3 protein-coding genes, 1 tRNA gene and 2 rRNA genes are annotated in these 13466 nt (G+C 65.4%); 5 read left to right on the top strand and 1 reads right to left on the bottom strand.

Annotated elements, in window-relative coordinates; translation table 11 throughout:
- Positions 1-292 precede the first annotated feature (292 nt).
- The 4 genes from RV986_RS14520 (at position 293) to RV986_RS14505 (ending at position 4584) form a co-directional block, all read left to right on the top strand.
- A 23S ribosomal RNA gene (locus RV986_RS14520) occupies positions 293-3415 on the top strand.
- A 94-nt stretch (positions 3416-3509) separates the two neighbouring features.
- Positions 3510-3626: ribosomal RNA gene (rrf, locus tag RV986_RS14515) — 5S ribosomal RNA — on the top strand.
- Between the two features lie 99 nt (positions 3627-3725).
- Positions 3726-4403, top strand: coding sequence for a DegT/DnrJ/EryC1/StrS family aminotransferase (locus tag RV986_RS14510; protein ID WP_475917802.1), 678 nt, complete (start codon positions 3726-3728; stop codon positions 4401-4403).
- Positions 4404-4508: 105 nt separating this feature from the next.
- A tRNA-Thr gene (locus tag RV986_RS14505) sits at positions 4509-4584 on the top strand.
- Positions 4585-4664: 80 nt separating this feature from the next.
- Here RV986_RS14505 and RV986_RS14500 read toward each other — a convergent pair.
- Positions 4665-7412: a SpoIIE family protein phosphatase gene (locus RV986_RS14500; protein ID WP_475924282.1), complete on the bottom strand. Its 2748-nt coding sequence runs from the start codon at positions 7410-7412 to the stop codon at positions 4665-4667.
- Positions 7413-7834: 422 nt separating this feature from the next.
- Between RV986_RS14500 and RV986_RS14495 the strand changes: the two genes are divergently transcribed.
- Positions 7835-13345: a HAMP domain-containing protein gene (locus RV986_RS14495; protein WP_475917801.1), complete on the top strand. Its 5511-nt coding sequence runs from the start codon at positions 7835-7837 to the stop codon at positions 13343-13345.
- Positions 13346-13466 lie beyond the last annotated feature (121 nt).

Raw genomic sequence — 13466 nt, 5'->3', positions numbered from 1 at the left:
GGCTTGCCCGGTGGTCCAGGGCCATTACGTCGGCAGATGTTCGACGGTGGTTGCTCATGGGTGGAACGTTGATTATTCGGTGCACTTGACTGTCTTCTCCTTCCAGTACTGCTCTTCGGGGCGTGGAACGAATGAGGGAAGCGGCAGGGGTGCCGGGCACGCTGTTGGGTGTCTGAGGGTTCGGCCGATCATGGCTGCCTTCAGTGCCGGCCCCAGTGAACTTGCCGTGTGCGGCAGGGTGGTGGGTGGTTGGTCGTTGTTTGAGAACTGCACAGTGGACGCGAGCATCTGTGGCCAAGTTTTTAAGGGCGCACGGTGGATGCCTTGGTACCAGGAACCGATGAAGGACGTGGGAGGCCACGATAGTCCCCGGGGAGTCGTCAACCAGGCTTTGATCCGGGGGTTTCCGAATGGGGAAACCCGGCAGTCGTCATGGGCTGTCACCCATACCTGAACACATAGGGTATGTGGAGGGAACGCGGGGAAGTGAAACATCTCAGTACCCGCAGGAAGAGAAAACAACCGTGATTCCGGGAGTAGTGGCGAGCGAAACTGGATGAGGCTAAACCATATGCGTGTGAGACCCGGCAGGGGTTGCGTATGTGGGGTTGTGGGATTTCTCTTTTACGGTCTGCCGGCCGTGAGACGAGTCAGAAACCGTTGATGTAGGCGAAGGACATGCGAAAGGTCCGGCGTAGAGGGTAAGACCCCCGTAGTCGAAATGTCAACGGCTCGTTTGAGAAACACCCAAGTAGCACGGGGCCCGAAATCCCGTGTGAATCTGGCGGGACCACCCGCTAAGCCTAAATATTCCCTGGTGACCGATAGCGGATAGTACCGTGAGGGAATGGTGAAAAGTACCGCGGGAGCGGAGTGAAATAGTACCTGAAACCGTGTGCCTACAAGCCGTGGGAGCGTCGCGCATCGAGTTTACTCGGTGCGTCGTGACTGCGTGCCTTTTGAAGAATGAGCCTGCGAGTTTGCGGTGTGTTGCGAGGTTAACCCGTGTGGGGAAGCCGTAGCGAAAGCGAGTCCGAATAGGGCGTTTTAGTAGCGCGCTCAAGACCCGAAGCGGAGTGATCTAGCCATGGGCAGGTTGAAGCGGCTGTAAGAGGTCGTGGAGGACCGAACCCACCAGGGTTGAAAACCTGGGGGATGACCTGTGGTTAGGGGTGAAAGGCCAATCAAACTCCGTGATAGCTGGTTCTCCCCGAAATGCATTTAGGTGCAGCGTCGTGTGTTTCTTGCCGGAGGTAGAGCACTGGATAGGCGATGGGCCCTACCGGGTTACTGACCTTAGCCAAACTCCGAATGCCGGTAAGTGAGAGCGCGGCAGTGAGACTGTGGGGGATAAGCTCCATGGTCGAGAGGGAAACAGCCCAGAGCATCGACTAAGGCCCCCTAAGCGTACGCTAAGTGGGAAAGGATGTGGAGTCGCAGAGACAACCAGGAGGTTGGCTTAGAAGCAGCCACCCTTGAAAGAGTGCGTAATAGCTCACTGGTCTAGTGATTCCGCGCCGACAATGTAGCGGGGCTCAAGCGTACCGCCGAAGTCGTGTCATTCATACAATAGGGCCAACGCCTGTATGGATGGGTAGGGGAGCGTCGTGTGCCGGGTGAAGCCGCGCCGGAAGGCAGTGGTGGACGGTTCACGAGTGAGAATGCAGGCATGAGTAGCGATACACACGTGAGAAACGTGTGCGCCGATTGACTAAGGGTTCCTGGGTCAAGCTGATCTGCCCAGGGTAAGTCGGGACCTAAGGCGAGGCCGACAGGCGTAGTCGATGGATAACCGGTTGATATTCCGGTACCCGCTGTGAAGCGTCAAACATTGAACCAGGCGATGCTAAGTCCGTGAAGCCGTTCCGGACCCTTCGGGGAATGGAAAGTGGTGGAGCCGACGGTCCAGACCTGTAGTAGGTGAGTGATGGGGTGACGCAGGAAGGTAGTCCATCCCGGGCGGTGGTTGTCCCGGGGTAAGGGTGTAGGCCGTGTGATAGGTAAATCCGTTGCACATTGAGGCTGAGACCTGATGCCGAGCCGATTGTGGTGAAGTGGATGATCCTATGCTGTCGAGAAAAGCCTCTAGCGAGTTTCATGGCGGCCCGTACCCTAAACCGACTCAGGTGGTCAGGTAGAGAATACCGAGGCGTTCGGGTGAACTATGGTTAAGGAACTCGGCAAAATGCCCCCGTAACTTCGGGAGAAGGGGGGCCATCACTGGTGAGAGGATTTACTCCTTGAGCTGGGGGTGGCCGCAGAGACCAGCGAGAAGCGACTGTTTACTAAAAACACAGGTCCGTGCGAAGCCGTAAGGCGATGTATACGGACTGACGCCTGCCCGGTGCTGGAACGTTAAGGGGACCGGTTAGTCAAGATTCGTCTTGGCGAAGCTGAGAACTTAAGCGCCAGTAAACGGCGGTGGTAACTATAACCATCCTAAGGTAGCGAAATTCCTTGTCGGGTAAGTTCCGACCTGCACGAATGGCGTAACGACTTCTCGACTGTCTCAACCATAGGCCCGGTGAAATTGCACTACGAGTAAAGATGCTCGTTTCGCGCAGCAGGACGGAAAGACCCCGGGACCTTTACTACAGTTTGATATTGGTGTTCGGTTCGGCTTGTGTAGGATAGGTGGGAGACTTTGAAAGCGCGGCGCCAGCCGTGTGGGAGTCGTCGTTGAAATACCACTCTGGTCGTGCTGGATGTCTAACCTGGGTCCGTGATCCGGATCAGGGACAGTGTCTGATGGGTAGTTTAACTGGGGCGGTTGCCTCCTAAAGAGTAACGGAGGCGCCCAAAGGTTCCCTCAGCCTGGTTGGTAATCAGGTGTTGAGTGTAAGTGCACAAGGGAGCTTGACTGTGAGACCGACGGGTCGAGCAGGGACGAAAGTCGGGACTAGTGATCCGGCGGTGGCTTGTGGAAGCGCCGTCGCTCAACGGATAAAAGGTACCCCGGGGATAACAGGCTGATCTTCCCCAAGAGTCCATATCGACGGGATGGTTTGGCACCTCGATGTCGGCTCGTCGCATCCTGGGGCTGGAGTCGGTCCCAAGGGTTGGGCTGTTCGCCCATTAAAGCGGTACGCGAGCTGGGTTTAGAACGTCGTGAGACAGTTCGGTCCCTATCCGCTGTGCGCGTAGGAATATTGAGAAGGGCTGTCCCTAGTACGAGAGGACCGGGACGGACGAACCTCTGGTGTGCCAGTTGTCCTGCCAAGGGCATGGCTGGTTGGCTACGTTCGGGAGGGATAACCGCTGAAAGCATCTAAGCGGGAAGCCTGCTTCGAGATGAGTATTCCCACCCCCTTTGAGGGGTTAAGGCTCCCAGTAGACGACTGGGTTGATAGGCCAGATCTGGAAGCACCGTAAGGTGTGGAGGTGACTGGTACTAATAGGCCGAGGGCTTGTCCTCAGTTGCTCGCGTCCACTGTGTTGGTTCTGAAACCACGAACAACCCCATGCCCGGGGCCACTGGGTATGGTGCGGTAGTTACAGTTTCATAGTGTTTCGGTGGTCATAGCGTGAGGGAAACGCCCGGTTACATTCCGAACCCGGAAGCTAAGCCTTACAGCGCCGATGGTACTGCAGGGGGGACCCTGTGGGAGAGTAGGACGCCGCCGAACTCATATTAGAAGAGCTGGTCCCCGAACTTTGGTTCGGGGACCAGCTCTTTTTTGTTGTCTGTCACTTTGCGTTCACTTTGCGCGACAAGCATCCGCACCATGGGTACCGCTGCAATGCTCAGAGCCGCAGGCGTCGGAGCCGGTGACGAGGTCATCGTGCCCGCGTTCGGAAACGTCGAAGTCGCGCAGGCCGTGACCCAGGCCGGCGCGGCGCCCGTCTTCGCGGACATAGACCCGGCGACGTACTGCCTCGACGCCGATGCGGTCGAGGCGGCCGTGACTCCGCTGTCGGTGGCCGTCGTTGTCGTCCACCGCTTCGGACGGTCGGCCGACCTGGCGCGGTTGCAGGAGGTCGGGCAGCGACACGGGCTTCTGGTACTGGAGTTGTGCGAGTCCGAGGCGCCGTACGACGAGATCGCGCAGCGCAGGGAGCGGGCCGCTTATCTCGACGGGCGGTTGAGCGGGGTGCGTACGCCGGACGGCGGTGACGGGCACACGTACCAGCAGTACGTCGTGCGGGTGCCGGGCAATGGGCGGCCGGACCGGGATGCCTTCGCACGGGCCGTACGGGCGAGGGGAGTTGAGTGCCAGGTGCCGGTGAAGACGCCGGTGCACCGACTGCCCGGGTTCCGCCGGGACGTGCGCCTCCCAGAGACGGAACGAGCCGCCGACGAGACCCTCGCACTGCCCGTGGACGCCTCGTTGACGAAGCGGGAGATGCAGCGGATCGTCTCCGCGTGCAATGCGCTCGGGGGATTGCTGCAGCCCGCCTTCTGAGCCGACCGGCCCCAACGGGGCCGTGACAGGACGGATTAGGAACAGGCTTCTGTTCGGGGTATGATCTATTTCGTTGCCGCGAGGGAAACCTCGAAAAGGCGACCGGCCCCCCTAGCTCAGTCGGCAGAGCGTCTCCATGGTAAGGAGAAGGTCAACGGTTCGATTCCGTTGGGGGGCTCCAGCAGAAAAGGCCTCCGCCCTTACGGGCGGGGGCCTTTCTCATGTCCCCGAGGTCTCACGGCTCCGAGGACGAACCGAGCCTCAGCCCCTCTGCAGGCCCGGCACCCGCATGGCCAGAATCGCCATGTCGTCGGAGGGGGCGTCGGAGGCGAAGCGTTCGACGGCGCGCATGATGCGGGCGGCCACCGCACCCGCGGTCAGGCCCGTGCACGTGGTGAGGACGTCCGTGAGGCCGTCGTCGCCCAACATGCGGGTGCCCTCCCGTCGTTCGGTGACGCCGTCCGTCACGCACAGCAGGACGTCACCCGGATCGAGCGTCAGCGTCTGCTCGTACAGCTCCAGATCCTCCAGGACACCGAGGAGCGGCTGCGGTTCGGCGGCCGGTTCCACCGTGCCGTCCTGGCGCAGGCGGAGGGGGAGCGGGTGACCGGCGCAGACCACCGTCAGGTGCGCGCTGCCGTCCTCCTGCGGCCGCATCTCGCCGTACAGGAGGGTGAGGAAGCGGCCGCGGGTGCCCTCGTCGAGGATCGCGGAGTTCAGCCGGTCCAGGACCTCGGGACCACTGAGGCCCTCCCTGGCCAGCAGGCGGAGGGCATGGCGCGCCAGGCCCGTGACCGCCGCCGCGTTCGGGCCCGTGCCGCAGACGTCGCCGATGGCGAAGCCGTACACACCGTCGCGGATCTGGAACAGGTCGTAGAAGTCGCCGCCGACTTCGTTGCCCTCGCCGGCCGCGCGGTAGATGACCTCGACCTCGACGCCCTCGATCACGGGGAGCTCCGGCGGCAGCAGGCTGCGCTGGAGGGACTGGCTGATGGCCGTGCGCTCCGAGTACAGGCGGGCGTTGTCGAGGGCCAGAGCGGCCCTGCGGGACAGGTCCTCGGCCAGCTCCAGGATCTCCTGGCGGAAGTGTTCGTCCGTGGGCTTGCCCAGCGTCAGCATGCCGATGACGCGGTTGCGGGCCACCAGGGGGAGGACGACCGTCTCGCCGCCGACCGCAGCGGCCGTCGCCAGGGTCGTACCGATGCCCGAGGTCACCGAGGCGGGCTCACCGAGGCCCAGGCTGCGCATGGAGGTGCGCAGGGCCGCCTGGTGGGCCGCTTCGCCGGGGGCCGCCCAGACACGGGCACCCAGCGTGGGGACCGGGTCCGGTGGGGCGATCTTCGAGAGGAGCGCCTTGACGCCGTCGATGCGCTCCTCGTCCTCGTGCAGGACGTATGAGAGATACGGGTCCGAGGCCTGGTCGGCGATGGTGTAGACGGCGCACCAGGTGGCCAGGGTCGGGACCGTCATCTGGGCCATCAGGGCCAGGGTCTGGTCGCGGTCCAGGGTGCCGGCGAGGAGGTCGGAGGCCTCGACGAGGAAGCTCAGCGAGCCGCGGCGCAGGCGTTCCAGTTCGCCCAGGCGGGCCGATTCCACCGCGAGCGCGATGCGGTCGGCGGCGAACTGGAGGCGCAGGGCCTCCTCGTTGGAGTAGCGACCGGGTCCCTCGGCCGCGACGCCGAGCGAGCCCGTGAGGCGGCCCTCGACCTTCAGCGGGACCGTGACGACCGAGCGCATACCGGTGCCCGCGAGCAGCGGTACGGCGCCGGGGACGACCGTGAGGTCCTCGTGCACGGCGGGCATACGGGCCGAGCCGTAGCGGCCGGGGCCCGCCTCGACGGGGACGCGGGCGAAGCGCTGGCGGGCGGAGGGGAGGCCCGTCGAGGCTCGTACCTCCAACTCCGTTTCGTCGTCGGTCGCCAGGAGCAGGAAGGCGGAGTCGCCGTCGAGCATGTCGCGGGCGCGCTCCACGGTGCGCTGCAGGAGGCCGTCCAGGTCGTCCGGGGCGGGGGAGCCGATGAAGACCTCGAAGGGGTCCGTGGCCTGGCCCTCGGAGCTGGTGGTCGTGTCGGTGGCCGACGCGCGCAAGGGGGTCTGCAGGACGGCGCGTTCGTGGTCGCGCACGAGCAGGCAGACGGTGGAGGGTTCGCCACCCGTGTCACGTACGCGCAGGTGGGAGGCGTAGACAGGGGTCACTCGGCCGCTCGCGCCGCGGATGCCGTAACTGCCCTCCCAGCGGGAGAGTTGGAGGGCCTCGACGATGCCGGTGCTGGTGCCGGGGGTGTGCGGCCAGGCCGCCAGGTCGGTGAGGGGTTTGCCGATGACCAGGTCGGGGGCGTATCCGAAGAGGTCCTCGGCGTCCTCGTTCCAGGAGGAGATGGAGCCGACGCGGTCGATCTGGACCACCGCGACGCGGACGCGGCCGTCGGCGAGGGGGAGGAGGTCGGCGGGGAGGGAGGGGCCCGCGGCGCGGGTGCCGACCGGGCGCTCGGGGAGATCGAGCTGGAACCAGACCTGCTTGTGGGTGGGGGAGTACTCGACGCCCCAGCGGCCGGCCAGGGCAGCGCACAACTGCAGGCCGCGGCCGCCCTCGCGGTCGGGGCTGCCCATGCTCACGGCCGCGGCCTGGAGTGGAATTTCACGTTCCGGGTAGCGGTCCCCGACCTCGATGCGTACGCCCTCGTCGCTGCGCAGACACAGGACGTCCGCGGAGGTCCCCGCATGAACGACGGCGTTGGTGACGAGTTCGCTGGTCAGGACCACCGCGTCGTCGACGATGTCGGCGAAGCCCCAGCCCTGGAGGGTGTCGCGGACGAAGGATCTGGCGGTCGCGACCGATCGCCCGACGGGATCGAAACTGGCGGCCGCGCGCGCGGTGATCACAGCACTCCTTGTCCGGTTGTCGGCGTGCGGGGCTCCGTGGCCGTCCCGCTCCTGCCGGGGCAGTGCCTGGTTCCCTGTCGGCCGAGGATTCTGGGGCTGTCCCCCAGGATGCAGTCCGGTGGTCATGGTGCGGTGCCCCTCCGATGCCTGCCCGCTCGTACTCGTGCCACCGCCCAGGCCGGACGGACCGGCGCGGCTGGACAGCCGCATGCAAGGTTACTTACCTTCGCGGTCCGTGCGGATGCCGGTCACCAGTGTTTCCGTCTTGAGGGGGTCAGAGTTTCCGTTCGGACAGGTACCTGTGATTGCGTCCGGGCGGGATCCTCGCTTCCGTCCGGGCAGGCCTGTGCTTCTGGCCGGACGGTGTGCGGACGATGTGCGAAGCTGCCGAACTGTTATGGCCTGGTTCAGCCGGGGTGAAACACTGGGCAAGCTCCAGTGAGAAGGTCGGGCAGGCCGAGTGCCTTCCGGTTCGCCGAGCAGCAGTACCTGAGCAGCAGTACCGAGTACGCCGAGCAGTAATGGTCGACCCTTGCGGGAGGGACACAGTGGAGTCTGGCGCAGCGACGCGGGGCGGTAAGACGCGCGCAGAAGACGGACAGTCCCTGAACAACCGGCGCACACCACGCAATAGCACCACCGAGGTCGATACCGCCGCCATGAACAGGCTGCTGGCGGCCCTGGTGTCGATGCGGGACGGCAATTTCCGCAAACGCCTCACGGTGTCCGGCGATGGCGTGATGTCGGAGATCGCGGCCGTTTTCAACGAGGTGGCCGATCGCAATCTGCATCTGACGGGTGAGCTGTCGCGGGTGCGGCGGGTGGTCGGGCGTGAGGGAAAGCTCACGGAGCGGCTGGAGACGGGCGCCTGCGAGGGCTCGTGGGGCGCCGCGATCGACGCGTCGAACGCGCTCGTCGACGATCTCGTACGACCGGTCTCCGAGGTCGGACGGGTGCTGTCCGCGGTGGCGGAGGGCGACCTGTCGCCGCGCATGGAGCTGCGGGCGCAGGCGGCGGACGGCAACGGGCATCCGCTGCGCGGGGAGTTCCTGAAGGTCGGGCGGACGGTCAACAACCTGGTCGACCAGTTGTCGACCTTCACCGACGAGGTCACCCGGGTGGCCAGCGAGGTCGGTACCGAGGGCAAGCTGGGCGGGCAGGCCCGGGTGCGCGGGATGTCCGGTTCGTGGAAGGACCTCACGGACTCGGTCAACACCATGGCGTACCGGCTGACGGCTCAGGTGCGTGACATCGCTCTCGTGACGACGGCGGTCGCGAAGGGTGACTTGTCCCGGAAGGTCACGGTTCATGTGGCCGGCGAGATGCTGGAGCTCAAGAACACCGTCAACACGATGGTGGATCAGCTGTCCTCGTTCTCCTCCGAGGTGACGCGAGTCGCGCGTGAGGTGGGTACCGAGGGCGAGCTCGGCGGGCAGGCGCAGGTGCCCGGTGTGGCCGGTGTGTGGAAGGACCTCACCGATTCGGTGAACCTGATGGCCGGCAACCTCACGGCCCAGGTGCGCGGGATCGCGCAGGTGACGACGGCGGTCGCGAGCGGTGACCTGTCGCAGAAGGTGACCGTTTCGGCGCGGGGCGAGGTCGCTCAGCTCGCCGAGACCATCAACCAGATGACCGAGACCCTGCGGACGTTCGCCGACGAGGTCACACGCGTGGCCAACGAGGTCGGCGGCGAGGGACGGCTCGGCGGGCAGGCGAACGTGCCCGGGGCCGCGGGGACCTGGAAGGACCTGACGGACTCCGTCAACACCGTCTTCCGGAACCTGACGACTCAGGTGCGGGACATCGCCGCGGTGACGACGGCCGTGGCCAACGGTGACCTCTCCCAGAAGGTCAGCGTCGAGGTCGCCGGCGAGATGCTGGAGCTGAAGAACACCGTCAACACGATGGTCGACCAGCTGTCCTCGTTCGGTGTCGAGGTCACGCGCGTGGCGCGCGAGGTCGGTGTCGAGGGTGAACTGGGCGGCCAGGCGCAGGTACCCGGTGTGGCCGGTACGTGGAAGGACCTCACCGACTCCGTCAACACGGCCTTCCGGAACCTGACGGGCCAGGTCCGCAACATCGCGCAGGTGACGACGGCGGTCGCCAACGGCGATCTGTCGCAGAAGGTCACGGTCGACGTCTCCGGCGAGATGCTCCAGCTGAAGAACACCGTGAACACGATGGTGGACCAGCTGTCGTCCTTCGCCGACCAGGTGACCCGGATGGCCCGGGACGTGGGCACGGAGGGCCGTCTCGGCGGCCAGGCCCGCGTCGACGGAGTGTCCGGTACGTGGAAGGAACTGACCGACTCCGTCAACTTCATGGCGGGGAACCTGACCTCGCAGGTACGGCAGATCGCCCAGGTCACGACGGCGGTCGCCCGGGGTGACCTCTCCCAGAAGATCGACGTGGACGCCCGTGGCGAGATCCTGGAGCTGAAGAACACCATCAACACGATGGTCGACCAGCTCTCCGCCTTCGCGGACCAGGTGACGCGGGTGGCCCGTGAGGTGGGGACGGAGGGCCGCCTCGGCGGGCAGGCGCAGGTGCCCGGCGTCGCCGGTGTGTGGCGCGACCTGACGGACTCCGTGAACGGCATGGCGGGCAACCTCACCGCCCAGGTGCGCAACATCGCGCAGGTCGCGACCGCGGTGGCGCGGGGTGACCTCTCCCAGAAGATCGACGTGGACGCGCGCGGCGAGATCCTGGAGCTGAAGAACACCCTCAACACGATGGTGGACCAGCTCTCGAACTTCGCCGAGCAGGTGACGCGGGTGGCCCGTGAGGTGGGCACGGAGGGCATGCTCGGCGGTCAGGCCGAGGTGCAGGGTGTCTCCGGCACCTGGAAGGACCTCACGCAGTCCGTGAACTTCATGGCGAACAACCTGACCATCCAGGTCCGTAACATCGCCGAGGTCACGACGGCGGTCGCCATGGGCGACCTGTCGAAGAAGATCACCGTCGACGCCAAGGGCGAGATCCTCGAACTCGTCACCACCGTGAACACGATGGTGGACCAGCTGTCGTCCTTCGCCGAGCAGGTGACCCGGGTGGCCCGCGAGGTGGGCACCGAGGGCATCCTCGGCGGGCAGGCCCATGTGCCCGGTGTCACGGGCATCTGGAAGGACCTCAGCAACAACGTGAACCTGATGGCCAACAACCTGACCATGCAGGTGCGCAACATCTCCCAGGTCGCCGCGGCCGTCGCCAACGGCGATCTGACCCGGATGGTGACGATCGAGGCGCGCGGCGAGGTCGCACAGCTCGCCGACACCTTCAACACCATGGTGAAGACGCTGAGTTCGTTCGCCGACCAGGTCACCAAGGTGGCCCGCGAGGTGGGCACGGACGGCATCCTCGGCGGGCAGGCGCACGTCCCGGGGGTCGCCGGTACGTGGAAGGACCTCACCGAGTCCGTGAACGGGATGGCGTCCAACCTGACCGGCCAGGTGCGCAACATCGCGATGGTCACCACGGCCATCGCGAAGGGCGATCTGACCAAGAAGATCGACATCGACGCGCGCGGCGAGATCCTGGAGCTCAAGACCACCATCAACACGATGGTCGACCAGCTGTCGTCCTTCGCCGAGGAGGTCACCCGAGTCGCCCGCGAGGTGGGCACCGAGGGGCAGCTGGGCGGCCAGGCACGCGTGCGTGACGTCGACGGCACCTGGCGCGACCTCACCGAGTCGGTGAACGAGATGGCCGGGAACCTGACCCGGCAGGTGCGTGCCATCGCGCGCGTGGCGACCGCGGTGACCCGTGGCGACCTGAACCTGAAGATCGACGTGGACGCCTCCGGCGAGATCCAGGAGCTTCAGGACTACATCAACAAGATGATCGCCAACCTGCGTGACACCACGATCGCCAACAAGGAGCAGGACTGGCTCAAGGGCAACCTCGCCCGCATCTCCGCGCTGATGCAGGGGCGCCGCGACCTCGACGACGTGGCTTCGCTGATCATGAGCGAGCTGACGCCGGTGGTCTCCGCCCAGCACGGCGCGTTCTTCCTCTCCATGCCGCTCGTCGACGGCAAGGAGGCGGGCAACGACGAGGACGCGTACGAGCTGCGCATGCTCGGTTCGTACGGCTACTCGATGGGCTCCATGCCTACGTCGTTCAGGCCCGGGGAGGCGTTGATCGGGACGGCCGCCCAGGAGAAGCGCACGATCCTGGTGGAGAACGCGCCGAGCGGCTACCTGAAGATCTCGTCCGGGCTCGGTGAGGCACCCCCGGCGCAGGTGATCGTGCTTCCGGTGCTCTTCGAGGGAACCGTGCTCGGCGTCATCGAGCTGGCGTCCTTCACACCGTTCACGCAGATCCAGAAGGACTTCCTGAACCAGATCGCCGAGATGATCGCGACGAGCGTCAATACCATCTCCGTCAACACCAAGACGGAGGTGCTGCTCAAGCAGTCGCAGGAGCTCACCGAGCAGCTCCGTGAGCGTTCGGCCGAGTTGGAGAACCGGCAGAAGGCCCTCCAGGACTCCAACGCGGAGCTGGAGGAGAAGGCCGAGCTGCTGGCCCAGCAGAACCGCGACATCGAGGTGAAGAACACCGAGATCGAAGAGGCCCGGCAGGTCCTGGAGGAGCGCGCAGAGCAGCTCGCGGTCTCCATGCGCTACAAGAGCGAGTTCTTGGCCAACATGTCGCACGAGCTGCGGACGCCGCTCAACTCCCTGCTCATCCTCGCCAAGTTGCTCGCCGACAACGCCGAGTTGAACCTCACGCCGAAGCAGGTCGAGTTCGCCGAGACGATCCACGGCGCGGGCTCGGACCTGCTCCAGCTGATCAACGACATCCTCGATCTGTCGAAGGTCGAGGCGGGCAAGATGGATGTGTCGCCGACCCGGATCGCGCTGGTCCAACTCGTCGACTACGTAGAGGCCACTTTCCGTCCGCTGACGGCGGAGAAGGGCCTCGATTTCTCCGTACGGGTCTCGCCCGAACTGCCCGCCACGCTGCACACGGACGAGCAGCGGCTGCTCCAGGTGCTGCGCAACCTGCTCTCCAACGCGGTGAAGTTCACCGACTCCGGAGCGGTCGAATTGGTGATCCGGCCCGCCGGCGCCGATGTTCCGGTGGCGATCCGGGAGCAGCTCCTGGAGGCGGGTTCGCTGCGGGACGCGGACGCCGATCTGATCGCGTTCTCCGTGACCGACACCGGTATCGGGATCGCCGCCAGCAAGATGCGGGTGATTTTCGAGGCCTTCAAGCAGGCGGACGGCACGACGAGCAGGAAGTACGGCGGTACGGGTCTGGGGCTGTCCATCTCGCGGGAGATCGCGCGGCTGCTGGGCGGTGAGATCCACGCGCAGAGCGAGCCGGGTCGTGGTTCGACGTTCACGCTGTATTTGCCGCTGTACCCGAGCGAACTGCCTCCGCAGGGCTACGGGCAGCTCGCGCCCGCGCTGGAGGCCGGGGAACTGCTCGCCTCCGAGGCGGAGCTGTCCGGGGTGGACATCGAGACGCCGGCCGAGGTGAAGTCGTACCAGGAGACGCAGAACGGGCCCGCCGCGCTCTTCAGGCGGCGTCGCAGGGCGTTGCCCGTGGCCGACCAGCGGTCGGGGCTCCAGGGGCAGCCGAACGGGGCCGCCAACGGGGCTGCGAGCGCGGTTCAGGAGCCGTGGGCGGCCGGGGGCCGGCAGGACGCGGCCGCGCAGCCGCGCGGGGGCATCCGGTTCGAGGGCGAGAAGGTGCTGATCGTCGACGACGACATCCGCAATGTGTTCGCGCTCACCAGTGTCCTGGAACAGCACGGGCTTTCGGTGCTGTACGCCGAGAACGGCCGTGAGGGCATCGAGGTCCTGGAGCAGCACGACGATGTGACGGTCGTTCTGATGGACATCATGATGCCCGAGATGGACGGCTACGCCACGACGACGGCGATTCGCAGGATGCCGCAGTTCGCCGGACTGCCGATCATCGCGCTCACGGCGAAGGCGATGAAGGGCGACCGGGAGAAGGCCATCGAGTCCGGTGCGTCCGATTACGTCACCAAGCCGGTCGATCCCGATCATCTGCTCTCCGTGATGGAGCAGTGGATGCGTGAGGAGTGAGCGGGATGGGTATCGCCGGGTGGTATCGGCGACCGGGACACCCGGATGTGTGTACCGAGTCGGGCGCACGGCACGCCCGACGTCGTATAACTGACTGTGGCCGAAGCCGTGTAGAAGTGCG

The organism is Streptomyces sp. RLA012, assembly GCF_056270325.1.
This window is presented reverse-complemented; position numbering and strand designations above follow the sequence as displayed.

What these genes read in the sequence shown, in the direction of transcription:
- RV986_RS14500 (WP_475924282.1), bottom strand. Translation starts at nt 7,412, where the DNA reads ATGACCACCGGACTGCATCCTGGGGGACAGCCCCAGAATCCTCGGCCG.
- RV986_RS14510 (WP_475917802.1), top strand. Translation starts at nt 3,726, where the DNA reads ATGGGTACCGCTGCAATGCTCAGAGCCGCAGGCGTCGGAGCCGGTGAC.